This is a genomic window from Clostridium neonatale (assembly GCF_900465025.1).
Lineage (GTDB): Bacteria > Bacillota > Clostridia > Clostridiales > Clostridiaceae > Clostridium > Clostridium neonatale.
The window spans coordinates 1,459,082-1,477,838 of sequence record NZ_UICR01000001.1 but is presented as its reverse complement, the minus strand read 5'-3'; the positions used below and the strand labels follow the sequence as shown (position 1 = coordinate 1,477,838).

At 30.3% G+C, this 18,757-nt stretch carries 19 protein-coding genes and 1 pseudogene; all 20 read right to left on the bottom strand.

Annotated elements, in window-relative coordinates:
- Positions 1-47: 47 nt before the first annotated feature.
- The 20 genes and pseudogenes from CNEONATNEC86_RS06680 to CNEONATNEC86_RS21475 all read right to left on the bottom strand — a co-directional run bounded on the left by CNEONATNEC86_RS06680 (position 48) and on the right by CNEONATNEC86_RS21475 (position 18,366).
- Positions 48-1,004, bottom strand: a complete 957-nt coding sequence (locus CNEONATNEC86_RS06680; RefSeq protein WP_159135730.1) for a D-2-hydroxyacid dehydrogenase — start codon at positions 1,002-1,004, stop codon at positions 48-50.
- 20 nt (positions 1,005-1,024) lie between these two features.
- On the bottom strand, positions 1,025-1,927 hold the full coding sequence (locus CNEONATNEC86_RS06675) for a sugar phosphate isomerase/epimerase family protein (RefSeq protein ID WP_125149131.1): 903 nt from the start codon (positions 1,925-1,927) through the stop codon (positions 1,025-1,027).
- 27 nt (positions 1,928-1,954) lie between these two features.
- Positions 1,955-2,866: a sugar phosphate isomerase/epimerase family protein gene (locus CNEONATNEC86_RS06670; protein ID WP_159135729.1), complete on the bottom strand. Its 912-nt coding sequence runs from the start codon at positions 2,864-2,866 to the stop codon at positions 1,955-1,957.
- A 5-nt stretch (positions 2,867-2,871) separates the two neighbouring features.
- Entirely contained in the window at positions 2,872-3,804 is a 933-nt protein-coding gene (locus CNEONATNEC86_RS06665) for a transketolase family protein (protein ID WP_058294486.1), read from the bottom strand.
- On the bottom strand, positions 3,804-4,631 hold the full coding sequence (locus tag CNEONATNEC86_RS06660) for a transketolase (RefSeq protein WP_159136069.1): 828 nt from the start codon (positions 4,629-4,631) through the stop codon (positions 3,804-3,806). Before CNEONATNEC86_RS06660 ends, CNEONATNEC86_RS06665 begins: the two co-directional genes overlap by 1 nt.
- Positions 4,632-4,658: 27 nt before the next feature.
- Entirely contained in the window at positions 4,659-5,315 is a 657-nt protein-coding gene (locus CNEONATNEC86_RS06655; RefSeq protein WP_159135728.1) for an aspartate/glutamate racemase family protein, read from the bottom strand.
- An 11-nt stretch (positions 5,316-5,326) separates the two neighbouring features.
- Entirely contained in the window at positions 5,327-6,157 is an 831-nt protein-coding gene (locus CNEONATNEC86_RS06650) for a sugar phosphate isomerase/epimerase family protein (protein ID WP_159135727.1), read from the bottom strand.
- Between the two features lie 748 nt (positions 6,158-6,905).
- A complete protein-coding gene (gene fsa / locus CNEONATNEC86_RS06645; RefSeq protein WP_125149135.1) occupies positions 6,906-7,553 on the bottom strand; it encodes a fructose-6-phosphate aldolase in 648 nt (215 codons plus the stop codon).
- Positions 7,554-7,843: 290 nt separating this feature from the next.
- Positions 7,844-8,848 (bottom strand): PdxA family dehydrogenase, encoded by a 1,005-nt coding sequence (locus CNEONATNEC86_RS06640; protein WP_230132298.1) that lies wholly within the window; start codon positions 8,846-8,848, stop codon positions 7,844-7,846.
- A 48-nt stretch (positions 8,849-8,896) separates the two neighbouring features.
- Positions 8,897-9,820, bottom strand: coding sequence for an AEC family transporter (locus CNEONATNEC86_RS06635; RefSeq protein ID WP_159135726.1), 924 nt, complete (start codon positions 9,818-9,820; stop codon positions 8,897-8,899).
- 94 nt (positions 9,821-9,914) lie between these two features.
- A complete protein-coding gene (locus CNEONATNEC86_RS06630) occupies positions 9,915-11,090 on the bottom strand; it encodes an amidohydrolase family protein (RefSeq protein WP_159135725.1) in 1,176 nt (391 codons plus the stop codon).
- 949 nt (positions 11,091-12,039) lie between these two features.
- Complete coding sequence (locus tag CNEONATNEC86_RS06625; protein WP_159135724.1) at positions 12,040-12,636, bottom strand: nitroreductase family protein; 597 nt, start codon at positions 12,634-12,636, stop codon at positions 12,040-12,042.
- 161 nt (positions 12,637-12,797) lie between these two features.
- Positions 12,798-13,466, bottom strand: coding sequence for an epoxyqueuosine reductase (locus tag CNEONATNEC86_RS06620; protein ID WP_159135723.1), 669 nt, complete (start codon positions 13,464-13,466; stop codon positions 12,798-12,800).
- Positions 13,467-13,635: 169 nt separating this feature from the next.
- Positions 13,636-13,890, bottom strand: a complete 255-nt coding sequence (locus CNEONATNEC86_RS06615) for a TfoX/Sxy family protein (RefSeq protein ID WP_058294478.1) — start codon at positions 13,888-13,890, stop codon at positions 13,636-13,638.
- A gap of 14 nt (positions 13,891-13,904) precedes the next feature.
- Entirely contained in the window at positions 13,905-14,150 is a 246-nt protein-coding gene (locus CNEONATNEC86_RS21785; protein ID WP_338149280.1) for a tautomerase family protein, read from the bottom strand.
- Positions 14,148-14,237: pseudogene (locus CNEONATNEC86_RS21780) on the bottom strand (tautomerase family protein); the annotation flags it as partial. The gene CNEONATNEC86_RS21785 and the pseudogene CNEONATNEC86_RS21780, both read right to left, overlap by 3 nt.
- 726 nt (positions 14,238-14,963) lie before the next feature.
- Positions 14,964-15,629, bottom strand: coding sequence for a DUF5105 domain-containing protein (locus tag CNEONATNEC86_RS06605; protein WP_159135722.1), 666 nt, complete (start codon positions 15,627-15,629; stop codon positions 14,964-14,966).
- Positions 15,630-15,799: 170 nt separating this feature from the next.
- Positions 15,800-16,660 (bottom strand): MurR/RpiR family transcriptional regulator, encoded by an 861-nt coding sequence (locus CNEONATNEC86_RS06600; protein WP_159115897.1) that lies wholly within the window; start codon positions 16,658-16,660, stop codon positions 15,800-15,802.
- A 39-nt stretch (positions 16,661-16,699) separates the two neighbouring features.
- Positions 16,700-17,554: a Cof-type HAD-IIB family hydrolase gene (locus CNEONATNEC86_RS06595; protein WP_058294474.1), complete on the bottom strand. Its 855-nt coding sequence runs from the start codon at positions 17,552-17,554 to the stop codon at positions 16,700-16,702.
- 683 nt (positions 17,555-18,237) lie between these two features.
- A complete protein-coding gene (locus CNEONATNEC86_RS21475) occupies positions 18,238-18,366 on the bottom strand; it encodes a DUF2798 domain-containing protein (protein WP_230132295.1) in 129 nt (42 codons plus the stop codon).
- Between the last annotated feature and the right edge of the window lie 391 nt (positions 18,367-18,757).

Here is an 18,757-nt window from a genome sequence, read left to right as displayed (position 1 = left end):
ACCATAGTTGGATCTATTGTGGCATATTATAAAATTATTTTTACTTATTATTTATTAACAACATTCTTTGGTGCACCCTTTATAAATGCATCTAGATTATCTACCGCTATGTTCATAAGTCTTTGTCTACTTTCTTTAGGAGCCCATGAAATATGAGGAGTAATGATACATTTTTTTGCTGCAAGCAATGGATTATCACCTTTTATCGGTTCTGTTGATACAACATCTAAACCTGCTGCGTATACTTTTCCACTATTTAATGCATCGGCAAGGTCTTGCTCTACGATTAATGGACCTCTTGAATTATTAAGTATAATTACACCATCTTTCATTTTTGCAATATTATTCTTATTTATAATTCCTTCTGTTGATGGGAATAAAGGGCAATGTAATGCAATAACATCTGATTGAGCAAATAAAGTATCGAGAGATACATATTCAGCAAGTTCTTTTCCGAAATCATTTGGATATTCATCAAATGCTATGACTTTCATTCCAAGTGCTTTTGCAATTCTTCCTGTAGCCTGTCCTATGCGGCCAAAACCAATAATCCCCATTGTCTTACCTGCTAATTCAATTAAAGGATAATCCCAGAAGCACCAATCATCATTATTTTCCCAACGTCCCTCGTGTACTGCTTTACTATGATGATCAATATGATGGCATATTTCTAGCAAAAGTCCAATTGCAAACTGACCAACTGCATCTGTACCATATGTTGGAATGTTAGTTACTACAATACCTTTCTCTTTTGCCGCTACAACATCAACAACATTGTATCCAGTAGCTAACACACCAACAAATTTCACATTAGGGCATGCCTCAAAAGTTTCTTTTGAAATTGGTGTCTTATTTGTAAAAACAACTTCTGCATTACCAATTCTATTAATAATCTCATCAGCAGGTGTCCTATCATAAACTGTTAAACTTCCAAGTTCCTCCATACCTTTCCATGTGATATCACCAGGATTTAATGTATAACCATCTAATACTACAATATTCATAATTTAATTACCTCCTATTATTAATCTTCCACAAGAGCCCATGCCCTATCAATTACTCTCTTTGTATTTGCTAAAATAATATCGCCATCTTCATCACCCCAAGGTTTTACTTCTAATGACAATACATAAGGATTCTTTGCATTGAAAAATCCTTCTTCTTTTAGAACTGTAAAAAAGTCTACTAATTCTTCAACATCATTTGCACTATTTGGAAATCCAAACCTTGGATGTTGATCTCCATAAGCCTCACAACCTTTTTCTACTACTGCATTTCCAATATGAAAATGAGTTATATAAGGTCTTAAAGTTTGTACAACGAACTTTGATGTTTCATAAGTTGTTGGAAAATGTGATAAATCAACTAACAAACCAAAGTTATTATGTGTAATTCTCATATCTGCTGCAAATTGTGCTGCATAAGGTGCAGGTCCAATTAATGCCGCCTTGTCCATATCATAGTCAAACACTTCAATTTCAATCATCATATCTTTTTTAGCTGCATAATCACATAGATTTCTTGTTGTTTTTAGTAATTGAGAATATGCCTGATTTTTTGTTTCTATCTCCCATTTTCCAGCTAAAAATGCAATGCCTTTTGCACCTAAATATTCAGCTTCATCTATTGCTTCAATTAATGTAGCTTCTGCTTTTTTTCTTCCTTCTTCATTAATATCATTTGGATTTAGACCAGAACCTAATAATCTAGGTTGTGCACCATAACAAACTTTCATATGTGATTGCTCTAATATTTTTTTCATAGCTGCACGAGTCCCATCATCTGCTACTTTAGTTACTTCTAAAGCTGTAAAATAAGGATCACAAGCAAGTGATTTAACGGATTCAAGTAAAGGATAATTTACTGGTGGATGTGACATCCATTGTATAGTTCCTATTTGAAAATATTTTTGAATTGGGTCTTTCATTTTTGTACCTCCTAAATATCTGATTTATTAAACAAGTTCCCATGCCAAATTTAATGTTCTTTTTGCATTGGCAATAACTATCTCACTATCTTCATTACCATATGGCTTTACTTCAAAGCTTACAATTGGCCTATTTTCTTCATTTAAGAAGCCAATTTTAAGTAGTAACCTTAAATAATCTGCTAGTTCTTTTACGTCATTTTCACTATTTGGAAATCCGAATCTTGGATGTTGATCACCATATCCAGGCATTTCAGAACTTTTAATTACTGTATTTCCCATGTGAGCATGTTTGATATATTTACGAATTGGGAGAATACTTTCTTCGATGCTCTCATGAATCATTGGAATATGACTTAAATCAACCATTAATCCAAAATTGTCATATTCTGAAGTTATTTTTTCAGCATACTCCTTTGCCAAATTTACAGGTCCAATTAATGATTTTTTATCAATATCATAATCAAAAACTTCCAATGTAATTGGCATATTACCTTTTGATTTGGAATATTCACATAATTCTCTTGTTGATTTTAAAAGTGCCTTAAATGACTCCTCTTTTGTATCTTCTTCATATTGTCCTGCTAAGAAGGAAAATCCAGCTGCACTAAGTTCATATGCTTCATCAATTCCTTTTTTTAACGAATCAACTGCTGCAAGACGTTTTTCCTCATTCAAATCATTTATGTTCATTCCTGTTGTAAGCATTCTTGGCTGTCCGCCATAGGCTACTGTCATATGACTACACTGAATCATATCTCTTACTTCTTTACGTACATTATCATCTTTTATCTGCGTAACTTCTACTGCTTCAAAATAATCATCAATTACTATTTTCTTAAGACACTCTAAGATAGGACCTTCACCAGTAGCCAGTCCATTAAATGCCATATGAAGGATAATTCCAACCTTCATATATTTTCTCATTGATTTTTCCATACTACTCACTTCCTAGCAATTACCTTTTTACATTTTTCTGAAATTGATTTTGCGCTATATCCATATTTCTCTAGTAATTGTTCATAGTCACCTGATTCAGCAAATTCAGTTGCACCAATTATTTCTATAGGTGCTGGGCATTCTTCTGCAAGTACTTCTGCTACTGCACTGCCAAGACCACCATAAACACTATGCTCTTCTACTGTTACAATAGCTCCTGTATTCTTAGCACATGAAATTATCAATTCTTTATCAATAGGCTTTATAGTATGCATGTCAACAACATTTGCACTAATACCTTCTGTTTTTAATAACTCAGCTGCTTCTATTGCTTTATGAAGTACTGTACCAGTTGCAATGATTGTTACATCCTTTCCTTCTCTAACTGTGATACCTTTTCCAATCTTAAATTTCATATTTTCATCATATATTACAGGTGCAGCAGCACGGCTTAACCTTAAATAAACAGGTCCTTCATATTCTGCTGCTGCAAATACTGCCTTTTCAGTTTCTACTGCATCTGAAACACTTACCACAGTCATATTAGGAATTGCTCGCATTAAAGCAATATCCGTAATTGCCTGATGACTTGCACCATCATAAGAATCTGATAATCCGCAGTATGTACCTGCTAATTTTACATTTAGCTTATCATATGAAATCAAAGCTTGAATAGGATCTGCGCCTCTAGTTGTTAAAAACACTGCAAATGTATTTGCAAATGGAATATATCCATCAGCGGCTAGCCCTGCTGCCATTGATACCATATTCATTTCACTTATACCTACATTGAAATATCTGTCTGAATATTCTTTGCCAAATACTGCACTCTTTGTAGAGCCTCCAACATCTGCGTCTAAAGCAACAACCTTATCATTTACTCCGCCTAATTTTTTAAGAGCTTCACCAAAAGCATCTCTTATTGCAATATTACCCATTAACAAGCACCTCCTAACTCAGCTTTTGCATTCTTATAGTCTTCATCACTAATTGCTTTTCCATGCCATGTATTTTTACCTTCCATGAAAGAGATACCTTTTCCTTTTACTGTTTTAGCCAAAATTAAGGTTGGTTTGCCTTTATTTTCTTTTGCCTTATCAACAGCATCAGAAATTGAACTTACATCATGTCCATCACATGGAATCACATTCCAGCCAAAGGCTTCCCATTTTGCTTTTATATCGCCCATTGGCATAATAGCCTCTAATGTTCCATCTAATTGAACTCCATTATTATCAAGAATAGCAATCAAATGATCAGCATTGAATTTTGAAGCTGCCATAACTGATTCCCAAATAGACCCTTCTTGAATTTCACCATCGCCTAGAATTACATATATATAAGAATCGTTACCTTTTAAGCGTTCTCCTAAACACATTCCAAGTCCAGCGCCAAGCCCTAATCCCAATGGGCCAGTAGATAACTCAACACCAGCTGTTTTGTGCATACAAGGATGACCTTGAAGATTGCTGTTAATTTGTCTTAATGTCTTTAATTCCTCTTTTTTAAAATATCCTTGTTCTGCTAAATTCATATACAAGATAGGAGCAGCATGTCCCTTTGAAAGAATTAATCTATCTCGTCCTTCCATTTTAGGATTCTTTGGATTGTGATTCATTTTCTCTGTATATAATGTTGTTAAAATTTCAAGACATGATAGTGAACCACCTGGATGACCTGTTTGAATTTCATGTAATAGGTCTATTAATTCATTTCTAAAGCGTAAGCAAAGTGACTCTAGCTCTTGTTTTCTTTCATCTGTCATCATAACTCAACCTCTTTTCCATTAATATTATTTATATAAAAGTTTTTTAACTTGCTCCATACAAAGTTTTGGACTAGATAAAACCGGGCATCCACAAATTTTCGAAATATCTGATTCCAAATGTGCCATTGATGCCTGAGCTAAAACAATGCAATCATATCCTGATACATCTTGAACCATCTTTTTTATTAAATTATCATGTTGGTCCATTTCCATTGTTTTCAAAGCTTGAAAAGCAGGTGCACAAACCAATTCATCAACTTTTATCTTTATATTATTTTTTGTTGCTTCTTCTGCAAGCTTATCTTTAGTTGGGATAATTGTACTTTCCGCTGTTGCAAGTACCAATATTTTTTCTCCATATAGAACTGCCTTTTCTCCCATTGCATCGTCTATTGCTATCAAAGGTACTTTTATAAAAGGTCTTATCATTTTGACAACTGGAGTTAATGTAGAACATGTTACAACAATTACATCGGCCCCTGTCATTTCAGCAGACTTTATATCATTAAACAATCTGTTACGATTATCAATAGTAAATTCTCCAATTTCATTAGGATTATTTGCTAAAAAATCATCCCATATATTATGAATTTTCACTTCTTCATTTAATATTTTCTTTAGTGTCTTACCAAAAGATACTGCTACACTTTCTACAGTATGAATTAATGCAATACTTTTCATTACGCCATCTCCTAATCACCATATACTCTTTTAATAATAGGCTTCACGTATTCTATTGCACCTTTAGCAGCCTCTTCTTGATTTGGTATTTGGAAAATTTCCGTACAAAAGTTACCATCATAACCACACTCCTTAAATGTAGTAAAAATCTTTTCAAAATTTAAACCACAATGTCCTGGATATCGTCTATTATTATCAGCTAAATGAACATGAATATTATATGGACTGTACTTCTTTATAGCTTCAATAACGTCTTTTTCTTCTAGATTTAAATGGAAGATATCCATCATTAACTTAAAATTCGGTCTATCAACTGCATCTACCATAGCCGCGCCTTCCTCCAAAGTATTAATAAAATTTGTCTGCATAATAGTTACAGTTTCTAATGCAATCATTACATTCTTTTTTATAGAATAATCAGCTAATTCTCGAAAAGCCTCCACTGCATATTTGTAAGTTTCTTCTTTAGTTAATTCACTACAGTATTGGCCTCTAATCCTGCCAATATTAATATTGGCACCAAGATAACTTGCAAAATCAATTATTTCTTTTGATCTTCTAATTGCTTCTTTTCTATTTTCTTCTTTAGGATTAGTATAACTTAATCCAAGCTGGCCAAATATCTCACCTGTGCAAACTAAAGCAATATCTAGGTGATTTTTTTCTGCTTCTTTTTTGACAAAATCCCAATCCAATTCACTTGGATTTAAAGTCATCAATTCAACTCCATCATATCCAAGAGCAGATAAATCTGAAAAGCTTTTATCTAATGGCCCCTGATATGCTGTGACAGAATCTGAAATTGCTACATCTGGGGTTGCTACTTGATAACATAACTTCATGTGCCATTCACCTCCTTCTACACATCTTATACTCTTAGTTATTTTTTATAGTTTATTCATACACAAATATATTAAGCAACTTCCGTGCCAACTTATTTTCTGCGCTTATATTTTCTTGATTTCATTAAAACAACAGTAAAAAAGTTCTTCACTTTAGGCTGTTTATGATATTTATCACCTTGAAATAAAATGTCTTTCTTTATTAGTTTTATGACTTTATTGCTTTTAAACTTCATTATTAATGTTTCATATGTTTCACATTGTTTTTAAATAAACGTTTCATAATGTTTCAAAAGAATGTTTCATAATTCTCTTACATTAATTATGAAATAATCATATACAAAAAAATCACCAAGGATACTATGCTATATATCAATAATATTAACCAATGCAAGTTATACTCTCAAGTGACACCTTGGCCGCAGTTATATTGCAATATAATTTTCTAAAGAATAAAAAAGGTTCCCAAACTTGCTTTTGGGTTCTTTTGCGGGACTATAATTTTTTTAATGTATTGAACCCATCTATGTTACATAAAAGTTCTATTATTAAGGCTTTTACTATGCTAAAAATTTTATACTTTCATATACGTTAAAAAACATACATAGATTTGATTTTACATAAATCTATGTATGCTCCTAAATAAACCTGCTAAATTAATCTATTGATATTTAACATAATATTTAATATTCTATATGTTTTTTAGTTAAGTTTTTGTACCGAAATTTTCATCATATTTTGTCATAGATTATTTATTAAAAGCGTCATTCCAATCCTTCATAAATCTTTCAATACCACTATCTGTTAATGGATGTTTTAACATTGCTTTAATTACATTAGCTGGAACTGTAGCTATATGAGCTCCTGCTCTTGCTGCATCCACCACATGTAGCGGACTTCTTATACTTGCAGTTATTATTTCTGTTGTAATATCATGGATTTTAAATATATCCACTATTGTTTTAATTAATTCTAAAGAATTTGTAGCAATGTCATCTAATCTTCCTAAAAAAGGACTAACATAAGAAGCTCCTGCTCTTGCAGCAAGTAAAGCCTGTGCTGGTGTGAATATTAAAGTAACATTGGTCTTTATATTTTCCTTTGATAAAACTTTTACAGCCTTAAGTCCTTCTTCTGTCATAGGAATTTTAACTACCATATTTTTATGTATTTTAGCAATTTCTCTTCCTTCTTTAATCATTCCATCTGCATCTAAGCTAATTACTTCTCCACTTATTGGACCATCTACAATTGAAGTTATTTCTTTTATTACCTCATTGAAATCTCGCCCCTCTTTAGCTATAAGTGAAGGATTAGTAGTAACTCCGCAAATAACACCCATGTCATTTGCCATTTTAATATCTGCTACATTAGCTGTATCTATAAATAATTTCATTTCTTATTTTCCTCCTTTAATGTCTAAGAAACATTAATATTTAAGACTATATTTTAAGGGCTTTATTCAAGCCCTTAAAATGATAATGTATTTCCAATTATTTAATACAAACAGTAACTATAATGTTTCTGTATTTCTATTTAAAAATATTGTTCATTACAGAACTCCCCTGATAAACTAAAAATTTAATTATAATTGGGTTAAAGGCATTTTCATATAGACAAATAATTATCAGGGAAAAGGGATTAATGAGAATTATATAAAATTTATAGGTAAAACTTTATTAAATATTAGTTTTTATCGTGTTTTACTATAGCCATTTTAGTACACATCTTTACAGCATTTTCAATAGAAGATGTGTCTACAATTCCTTTACCAGCAATATCATAAGCTGTACCATGCGCACATGTAACTATAGGTGCTGGCTGTCCACCCGCAATAGTAATTCCACCTCTAAAGCCTTTAAGCTTTAAAGCAATTTGCCCTTGATCATGATACATAGTTACAACACTGTCAAAATCACCATTAAATGCTTTTATGAATAAAATATCAGAAGAATAAGGTCCTTTTGCATTTATTCCCAATTCCTTCGCTTCTTCGATAGCTGGAACGATTATATCCAATTCCTCACGTCCACATAGACCATTTTCACCACAGTGTGGATTCAAAGCTGCAACTCCTATTATTGGGTCTTCAACGCCCATTCCTTTTACAGTATCATAAGATAATCTTACTGCACGTAATATGCTTTCCACTGTTATATGTTCACTTACATCCTTTATTGGAATGTGACTAGTTGTTCTTGTGGTACATAACTCACCAACTACATTAATTTCACCAAAAGGTCCTGTAACTCCGAATAAGTTGGCTAATAAGTGGTGTTCACTTTCAAATGAGCATCCACCTTCGATCATAGCAGCCTTGTTAAATGGTGCAAAACAGAAACCTTCTATTTTTCCATCATTATATAACTTTGCAGCTGTCTTAATCATGTTCAAAACTGCTTTTCCACATTCTGCACTTATTTTACCTATAACAATATCCTCAGGATTTTGATCCTTCATATCTAATACTGGAATACCCTTGCTCCAATCAGCTTCATCTATATCAGAAATTACATAGTGTCGCGCAGTTTCTCCAATAATTTTTAATCCATTTTCAAATACTCTAACATCACCTATAATAACTGGTCTACATTGATCTGTTAAAAAACCATTAGCTGCTATCTTCGCTATAAGTTCTGGTCCAACCCCTGTTGTATCTCCTAATAAAATTCCTAAAATTGGTTTATGCATAATTTATCTTCCTCTCCTACAAAAAATTTTTCAATTTAATTTTATTTATTACCCAATCCCCATGCCAAGCATAAGTACTGTCATAATTACAACACTAATTAGAATTGATATTGAAACTGCAAGACTTGCTTGTACCGAACTTCCACCTGCTTTTTCGGTAAATGACGAAGCAACGATTGAAGCTGGTGCAAATGCAACAACTGTCAATGCTTGTCTAATAACCAACTCAAATGGAGTATAAAAATAGAAGACATATGCAAGAATTGCTGCAAAAATATAACGAATTTCCAAAACTTTAAAAACTTCTTTTATAAACTTTGGTTCTACATTGATTTCAAGCATTAGCCCAATCATAAACATTGAAACAAATGCATGTGCATTACCGATTGGAGCAACAAAGTTAATAAGCTCAACAGGTAATTTTATTCCAATAAAAGTGATAGCAAACATAATTAAGTACGTATCAAATGGTACTGATGAAAATAATTTTTTTGCAACTTGTTTTGCAGTGATTCTTTGTCCTTTATCAATATCAATAATACTTGATGTTAGCATATAAGAACCACCGGTACACATAATAGCGTTCCCCATATCAAACATACAGGTAGTAATAACACCAAGAGGTCCAAAAAAGTTTTGCGCAAACGGCATTGCAAAAGCTCCAATGTTATAATCTGGAGTATTAAGCATATAAAATGCTTTTGTTGGGTTATCTTTTTTTCGAGATGCAAAATAGCCCACAAATAATAAAAATATATTACATGCCAAGGCAATTAAAACTACCAAATAAAGCACTGAGCTTTTTTGAAAGTTTCCAAATGCACTAAGTACTGTACCAGGAAGAGTTATATTCACCATGATCTTATTAAGAACTTTATAATCATCCTTCCTAAAAAAACCTTTCCTTTTCAACACATATGCCAATGCAAAAACAAAAATAAATATTGATGCTTTGAAAAAAATAGCTATCAATTTAAGATTCCCCCTTAATTTCATTTATATTTTAAATACCTTGAAAAAAATATATATAACTTATTCATACGATAGTGCTAATCCTAAATAACGATTACATTTTATACACTTTGCCATCTTTCATAACAAATGTGACTTGTGAAAGACAAGAAACATTTTCTAATGGATTTCCCTTTACAGCAATTATATCTGCAGCAAGGTTTTCTGCTATAGAACCTGTTTTGTTTTGTATACCACACATTATAGCAGCATTTACAGTCACACCTTTTATTGAATCTACAACACTTGCACCAAGTTGATTAGCATATTCTACTTCTCTGTATAAAAACGTATGATAGGCATCTGTTCCAAGAGAAAACTTCATCCCATTCTTCACTACTTTCTTCAAAGTGTTAAAAACTAGCTCTCTATTCTTATGCACATTTTTAACAAAGCTTTCTGGGCAGAATTGTTCACGACTCGGATCCAGAAAGATACCAGAAGTAAGGTCTATCCATCTATCATTTTTTTGGATTAATTCCAATTCATCATCAGTTGCACAATAAACATGTTCAAAAATTTCTACACCGGCTTTTACACCAATTTTCAAGCCTTCACCTCCAACGCAATGTGCAGATGTGTTCAAATTCAGCTGTTTTCCCTCATCAACTACAGTCTTCATTTCTTCATAAGTCATAAAATATGGTACCCAACCTCCATTCATTGGTGGTGCCCCAGCTGTAATAAATATTTTTAAAAGATCCACACCTTGCGCCATATTCTCACGTGCAGTTCTTCGTACTTCTTCTACTCCACTATGTGGAAGTCCAACATACCCATGACCATGAATGCTGCGCATACCTATACCACACACTAAAAGATTAGGTCCAATAACATTTCCCTTTTCAACTTGTTTTTTTAAACAAACATCAATATAGTTTCTATCTCCCAAACATCTTGCGGTTGTTACACCAGACATTAAATCATCTTTCATGCTCTTTATTGCCATAACAGTAAGTTCAGCTTCACTGCATATATTCATCATATCAAGATGTCCATGCAAACGTGCATCCAGTGAAAGGTGATTATGACAATCAATCATTCCTGGCATCACAGTACAATCCCCTAAATCAATTTTTTCGTAGTCTGCATTTGTATTTTCATTCAAAAAATTTTCTTGTGTTGTAATTTTTTCTATCTTTCCATCTACAATTACAATACATCCATTTAAAATAGGTGTTAATTCATTTCCAACTAATATTCTGCTCGCAAATAAAACTTTATTATTCATTTTTTCCCTCCAATTATTTAATAACATTTACAATCCAACAATATCAAAATCATCAAGAACTATAATATTTCTCCAAATTTTTTTTACATCTTTCACGTATAATACATAATCAAGTTTTTTACCTTTATCCTAGATTTATTTTCATGCACCTCCTTTACTTTGACATGATGTTTCTCATATTGATTAAATATATACTTTTGTTATGATGAGTGATAGGTTTAACAAAAAATGTAGTCCACATTATTGACATATTTAAATAGTACTCCCAACAAAGTTTATTTCCTAAAAATCTATCTTTTTCCTTATTAAATATATCACATACCAAAAAATTCCATAGAATAACTCGTTTTCTTTATTCTTCAAATGATTAATTATCACTAATATAAATGTATTTTTTATTACAAATTTTCTATTTCTATATGATCCACACCAAATACAACTCTGATACCTGACAAGTTCCTTAGGAATGATATATCATCTCCCCCCTTTCGTATACTTATTTATAAAGCAACTTTCATGCCACTTTTATCTCTTGTATCATATTTTTCTCAAGGCCATTTTCTTGGGATTTCTAAAAAATCACCTTCAATATGTGTTGCAACAAAAAACGTTTTATTTCATATTTATGTTACTAACAAGTTTCATCTTGTTTCATAAACTTTTCAATACAAAAAAGTTAGAAAAACCTTTAATATTTTTTTCTACTAAAGTTTCTCTAACTTCTTTTTCTTAAATATCTTTATACTAGTTGTTATTTTATAGTAAAATAATTTTATTTATAGTCTACATAAAAAAATTCTTAAATCCTAAAGTTCTTAATAACTCTAGAATTTAAGAATTTTTATTTATAGCAAGCAAAATTTATTATTAATTGCACATATTAGAGACAATATACATCTAAATCTAAAATTAACATTTCTTGATCTGTCTCCAATAAGTAATTCACCGTTTAAATCCTATATTCTACTATACTATCAATAGGCTTTCTTGGTCTTACATCCGGCTTCTCATTTGGGTAGCCAACTGCTATCGCACCAACTAGCTGCATATCTGTTTCAAGATAACTACATAGTTCTTCATATGCAAAAAATGTATTTCCAACCCATAACGTTCCCAGTCCTAAATCTTCTGCCTGCAATAACATATTTTGAATTGCCGCTCCTATAGAAAGTGTATTTACTATTTCTGTGATCCTGTATTCAGCTGTAATGCGCTCAAATGGTGTTTTGCAGTCTGAATCTAAAACCATAATAACTATTGGTGCTTCTTTCATAATTTTCAGAGTATTAATTGCGTCTGGTAAACCATTTCTATCTTTAGGCAATAATGACTCTTCATTTAACTCTCGCTGAATTCCACGTTCCATTGCTAAAAGCATCTCATCCTTTTGATCTCCACCAAAGACAGTAAATTTCCACGGTTGCTTATTTTTCCCTGAGGGCGCATTTCTTCCTGCTTCTATTATTTTCTCAATCATATTTAGCGGTACTTTATCAGCTTTATATTTTCGTATGCTTCTCCTACTATAAATTGCTTCTATACTCATTTTCCTCTCCTTACAAATAATTTTTCCTTTATCTTCTTAAAAACTCTTTTAATCGTTTATTTAAAATTAATAACTATTTGATTTTCATTTTAAAGAAAATATTATTTCATAAAAAGTTTTTGTATTTTTAAAAAGTGAAGTTTGTTAATATAAATACTTAATTATATGTTTGCAAATGGACATACCTTTCTGCAAATATTACACCCATACACAAATCCTCCACCATCAGTTACATAGATGCATCGTTCCCTGCACTTCTTTTGATTTACAGTAATCCCATCTAATGCAGATTGAGGACAGGATTTTATACAAATATTACAATTTTCAGGACATAAATTGTTTGATAAATCATCTTCAGTTAATTCTGCATTTGTAATTACCGCTCCAAAGTAAAGACGATTACCATATTCTTTATTTATTAATAAAGTATTTTTTCCAATGGATCCAAGTCCACATAATTGCGCTAAATGTTTTAATGAGAGTATCCCCCTACCATGTTTATTTTCTGCATCCCAATATTCATAAGGTTCATCTGATGGAATAGGAATTGCCTTGTACCCTTCTGATTCAATTGCCAAAGTAAGTTGAATAGAAATATCATCTAACAATTTAGCAGAATTATTTTTAAAAAATGTGTAAGGTACATTAGTGTTTGCTTGAAATAGACTTGATGGAAATTGCTTACCAAATACTATAACAGATTTTGTTTCAGCATAAACATCTAATGGATGAAATCCTTTGGGAGCATTATCGAATCTTCCTATATTTGCGAATCCACATACATCAGCCCCTAAAGAATATACAATTTTTTTAATATAATCATTGTTCACAACATTTCTCCCTCTTTAAATCATAATATTCATAAACCAAATATTACACCTTTACAAATATTCTTTCTTTAATATATAAAAAATTATTATTTTAAGTCTTCACTCATTTCATATAAATCTGGATTTCCAAGTAATATATATTTCTTACCGTATATAAATTGTCCATTTATTACTTTACTGTATCATAAAATCCTTTTAATTCTGCTTTCACTTCTTTTGATAATTGACTTTTCTTAATCCCTTGAATAGCACCTTCTAGTGCATATAATCTATTGATACATGCTGAATCATCTATAGATTTTATATCTAGCCATGCCTGTTTACTGCCTATTTCCTTTAATTTCTCATATGTCATTATTCCAACTTCATTTAATTGCTTTTCAACAACCTCTCCAATGTTAGGTAACTTCGATAGTTCTCCCATTGTTTTACCTCCATTTATTGCTCCATTTTATTTCTTTCAGTCATTGAAATTCCATCAAATCCCCATCCATCTGGATTTAATTCATCAATAACAACATAGTTAGTTATTGCACTATTTCCTAATACCCTAACAATCAATTCTTTTATAGCCTTTATCATTGTATTCATTTCATCTGGATTTGTAGTTCCTTTTGATACTTTTATGTTTACAAAAACAGCTATTTCTTTATTAGAACTTTCGTCTAAAGTAACTCCGCCTATTGCCCATTGATACTCTTTAAGTTCATCAATTGTTATTACTGTGTATTCTCTTTCTCTTCCCATAACATTAACAATTAAATCCGTTAACTCAGCAACTAACTATTTCTTTTTTTCTAAAGTAATTTGGTTTTCAATAACTTTAACATTTACAAATGGCATTGATATATCCCCCTTAATTAGAAAACATAATAATATAATTAATATTAGGAATCACTAATTATCCTCCAATTTGTGATTTAAATTTATATATTATCCATAATATCACATTTTACCATTTTTGAACATATTATAAATTATATTCAAAATAAACTATTAGATCCATTTCTTAAAGCAATCATATTTCCTATAGCTATATAAAAAACATCCACTATTATATATTTCAAAATCATTATATTTTTTATTAAACTAAGTTATATAAGACTTAATTCTTATGAATGCTTTATTGCTTTAGATAAAATAAAAAATATGGAACTCTATTTTTTTATAAATAGTGCCATATTTATATATTATCAATTTTAGCATATTATTGATCTAATATTTGTTTATTATTTCATTATTAAATTAGATTATAATTACTTTATCTTTATGTCATCTCACGAAATTTGTTTGATATGCTATCTCAGTATTTGGAGTGTCAATTCCATTCTTTTTAGCGCATTCAATACATTTTAACATCCACGCCATATTAGTTCCTATATAAAAATAATCTATAGTATTAAAAAGTACCTAGTACGAAATTTTTATGATTATATAATTTTCTTTTCTATAAAGAACAAAAAAGACTAGTATGAACATTCATACTAGTCCTTAGCTCTATTTAGTTACCATTGTTCCTATATCATTTCCAAAAGTAACAGGATTCTCTGGTGACCACATTTTTTTAGTTTTACCACTAACATCAAATACTTGTAACTTTAATGTTACATTTTTCTCAACAGTTTCAGTTGATGGTTGGATATTATTAAGAGCTTCTATTAACTTATTTATATAAAGTTCAGTAGCTTTATCTAATACCTCTTGTTGAGTTGTTAAATTCATAGCTTGTACCTCTGCTATAGCATCTTCTGCTGCTTTTTGATCAACTTCTGTTATACTTACATAATTTGTTTTTAATGTAACAACTGCAGTTTCTTTGTCACTTGATACTGGTTCTACAGTACAAGTTACTTTTTTCATAGCATCAAGCTGTGCTTGCATTACCTTATTTAACTGCTCATCACTTATTTTTAGCCCTGATACAGAAAATGTATTTTTTATTGTTGTCTTTACTTGACTTTCTCTTTGTTCTTTTATAGTATTTACATCATCTGCTGCAAATCCCATTGTTTCTAATTTACTAGTATCTCCATATACAATCAAATCATAATATGCCTCTGCTACTAATTCTGGTGGTTCGATTTTTTGACCACATCCTGCAATCATTGTTACTAGCATTAACATACTTACTAGTGCCATTATAAGTTTTTTTGAGTTTTTCATTAAATTTCCCCCTACTAATTTAATTTAATCCATTTTACATTTTACATTTATTTTCTTTTTATGTCAATCTTTTTTATAACTGTTATTAAATTCTTGTTATGTAATCAGAATACTTTAAAATAGTATTACTTAATTTCAATTTATACTAATCTTATTAATTTGTAGTTTAATTAACACTCATAATCCTTTGGAAACTTCCTCATCCTTTTATATGCATCTGTCTTATATTTTAAATTTTTATCATAATCAAGTTTAAAATAACATGCGTAAATAATATCTAAAATATATAAAAGTGATAATCTTGTTGAAAAAGATGATATCTTATTAAAATGGTTTTCAAAAGAACTCATATACAAAATATATTTAGCATGTTTCTTAAGAGGATTATCATCTGTAGAGGTTATTAAAATAATCGGAGTTTTTGTTTCTTTTAAAAGTCCAGTAATACTGCTTGTGCATCTCCCTCTTCCACCAAAAGATATAACAATTGCAATATGAGTTTCATCACTTGTTGAAGCAGTTAAATGCTGCAAATACTCTTCTTCAGGTACATTTATATTAACTCCAATTTCAGCCATTTGAAATTTAAAATTTTCAGCAAAAAATAGATTTCCAGCTGAAGTATAAACATCTATAAACTTTGCTTTTTTTAATTGTGAAACTATAACATTAAGCTCATGTAAATCTATTAAATTATATGTACTATTTACTGTACTGCTATAAATAGTTTTTAAGCTGTCCAAAACTTCATATTGTGTCTGATTAGATTTAATTGGGAAATCATAATCAATATCATCTTTTACATAATCTTTCAATCCTGCTGATACTGCTACTTTCAATTGTGATATACCGCTTAAATCTAGCTTCTTACACAAACGATATATAGTTGATTTAGAAACAAAACATTGACTACAAATATCTTCAATTTCTAAATTTATAAAATCAAAGCGCTTATTTTTTATAAAATCAACTAATGTCTTTTCATTATCTGTTAAGTCAATTAATTCATCCATTTTACTAAAAATGTTCATGATATCACCTCATGAACATTATAAATTATAAAAACAATATTAACAATTGAGCTGTGGTATATGCTTTAATAATGAATATGCAATTCCATCATCTTCATTGGATAAAGTTATTTCATCAGCTTGTTCTTTTAGCTCATCAACAGCATTTTCCATAGCTACTCCAATGCCTGCATATTTTATAATAGATAAATCATTTTGGCCATCTCCAAAAGATATTATTTCATCTTCATTTATTCCCATTGGTTTTAATACTGTCTCTAAAGCTTTTGCCTTATCAATTCCTTTAGCAGTAAACTCAAAATAAAAATCAGCAGTAAACATGCAGCTTAATTTGTCTTTAAAAGGCTCCATCATTTCCCTATAATGCTCCTTTAAATAATCCGGCTGCCCAGCTGTTAATATTTTATTTAGTGGATAGTCAATATACTCTGCAAGATCATCTATTTCACATAATTTATAATTTCCGCCTCTTGACTCATATTCAATAATGTTTATTTCTTGCCCATTCCTAGCATATATCTTATTATCAAAGACATTGTTAACAAGCATATATTCGCCTTTATCAACCATAGGTCTTACCTCAAACTTTTTCATATGTTCAAGTACTGCTTTTCCTTCTTCAATACTCATTGGTTCATTGAATAGCTCTTCAAATGTTTCACAGTCAACAACCTTGGATCCATTAAAAGAAACAAGAAGGCCATTATTCTTGTCCATTTCTAACTCTTTTGCGAATCCTATTAATCCAGTTGTTGGCCTTCCTGAAGCCAATATTAATTTAATTCCTTTTGATTGCGCTTTTAAAAGTACTTCCTTTGTCTTTTCAGTAATTTGTTTTTTACCATTAGTAAGTGTACCATCAACATCCATAACAATTGCTTTTATTTTACTCATTCGTTTGTCCCCCTTATATAAAACTCTTTATATAAGTCATTATAATCCTATAAATATATCTGCCAATAAGTTTAATAAAAGTTGAAACTTACGTTTCATTAAAAATAAAAAAAATACATTTCTTTTGAAATATATTTTTCATATTATAAATTCAACCTTCTTTCACCATATAATTAATTTATCATCAAAACAATTCATGTCATAATTCAAAAATTTATGATTTATCAATAAATATATATATTAAATTATATATTTGTTTTATTTTCCTATAATTAACTTATATATTTCGCAAAAACTATTTACTTATATTGTATTTTATGATAAACTTTGCAATGGTATAGATTATGTGAGGTTTTTGGGCAGAGATTTATAGGGTAAATCTCTGCTTGTGTAAATATATTTTTTATTTAGTTCCTACTTTTCATATTTTATCTTTAATCTAATATTACACACAAAAAATACCGCAAATTCATTTTTACTTATGAATTAATGCGATATTTAAATCTTATATTTCTTTTCAGATATTATTAATAAAATTCCATTGTTAAATTTGAATTTTATTTATCAGCCTATTATTCTAATATATTTCATTCCACTTTAAAGTACTTTTCTATAATATTATGCAGCGCAAACTTATTGTTCTTTAAGCTGCTTTGCAAAAAGTTTTCTAAAAATAAATCTAACTAATGGCCTGCTATGAAAATCTGCCAGCATAAAGCCATTGGAAAATCAATTACCACAGTTTGAATCCATTTTGCAAAAAATTCAACATCAACTCCTTTAAACAATATTGTTGCTACTAAACTCATCATTGGACACATGCAACAAACTGTCATTACAGAAATTGCTAATATGATTACAATTGGCTTGTCTTTTTTAGAATCTACAAGTTTAAAGGCTAGTTTTCTAGCTAATGGACCTCCTATTTAAGGAAATCCTTTAGCCGTCGATTTTTTTAGCGCATTCTGGATTTTCTGAGCTTGCCGAATAAAAGGCCAGGCGCATATATTTTATTTTTTATTCTTTAGGTTCAATAACATTAGTTTATTCCAATATTTCTTAAAACAGTTTATCCACAGATTGTCCATAAATATAATTTCCTAAAGAATAAAAAATGCGTAAATCCAATAACCTGGATTTACGCATTTCTACCACTCGGTAAATTTATTTTAACAAAACAGATTTTTTCTGTCAAGATTATAC

Coding starts and splice junctions, on each gene's coding strand:
- CNEONATNEC86_RS06680 (WP_159135730.1), bottom strand. CDS start 1,004: ATGAATATTGTAGTATTAGATGGTTATACATTAAATCCTGGTGATATC.
- CNEONATNEC86_RS06675 (WP_125149131.1), bottom strand. CDS start 1,927: ATGAAAGACCCAATTCAAAAATATTTTCAAATAGGAACTATACAATGG.
- CNEONATNEC86_RS06670 (WP_159135729.1), bottom strand. CDS start 2,866: ATGGAAAAATCAATGAGAAAATATATGAAGGTTGGAATTATCCTTCAT.
- CNEONATNEC86_RS06665 (WP_058294486.1), bottom strand. CDS start 3,804: ATGGGTAATATTGCAATAAGAGATGCTTTTGGTGAAGCTCTTAAAAAA.
- CNEONATNEC86_RS06660 (WP_159136069.1), bottom strand. CDS start 4,631: ATGACAGATGAAAGAAAACAAGAGCTAGAGTCACTTTGCTTACGCTTT.
- CNEONATNEC86_RS06655 (WP_159135728.1), bottom strand. CDS start 5,315: ATGAAAAGTATTGCATTAATTCATACTGTAGAAAGTGTAGCAGTATCT.
- CNEONATNEC86_RS06650 (WP_159135727.1), bottom strand. CDS start 6,157: ATGAAGTTATGTTATCAAGTAGCAACCCCAGATGTAGCAATTTCAGAT.
- fsa (WP_125149135.1), bottom strand. CDS start 7,553: ATGAAATTATTTATAGATACAGCTAATGTAGCAGATATTAAAATGGCA.
- CNEONATNEC86_RS06640 (WP_230132298.1), bottom strand. CDS start 8,848: ATGCATAAACCAATTTTAGGAATTTTATTAGGAGATACAACAGGGGTT.
- CNEONATNEC86_RS06630 (WP_159135725.1), bottom strand. CDS start 11,090: ATGAATAATAAAGTTTTATTTGCGAGCAGAATATTAGTTGGAAATGAA.
- CNEONATNEC86_RS06625 (WP_159135724.1), bottom strand. CDS start 12,636: ATGAGTATAGAAGCAATTTATAGTAGGAGAAGCATACGAAAATATAAA.
- CNEONATNEC86_RS06615 (WP_058294478.1), bottom strand. CDS start 13,890: ATGGGAGAACTATCGAAGTTACCTAACATTGGAGAGGTTGTTGAAAAG.
- CNEONATNEC86_RS06605 (WP_159135722.1), bottom strand. CDS start 15,629: ATGAAAAACTCAAAAAAACTTATAATGGCACTAGTAAGTATGTTAATG.
- CNEONATNEC86_RS06600 (WP_159115897.1), bottom strand. CDS start 16,660: ATGAACATTTTTAGTAAAATGGATGAATTAATTGACTTAACAGATAAT.
- CNEONATNEC86_RS06595 (WP_058294474.1), bottom strand. CDS start 17,554: ATGAGTAAAATAAAAGCAATTGTTATGGATGTTGATGGTACACTTACT.
- CNEONATNEC86_RS21475 (WP_230132295.1), bottom strand. CDS start 18,366: ATGATGAGTTTAGTAGCAACAATATTGTTTAAAGGAGTTGATGTTGAA.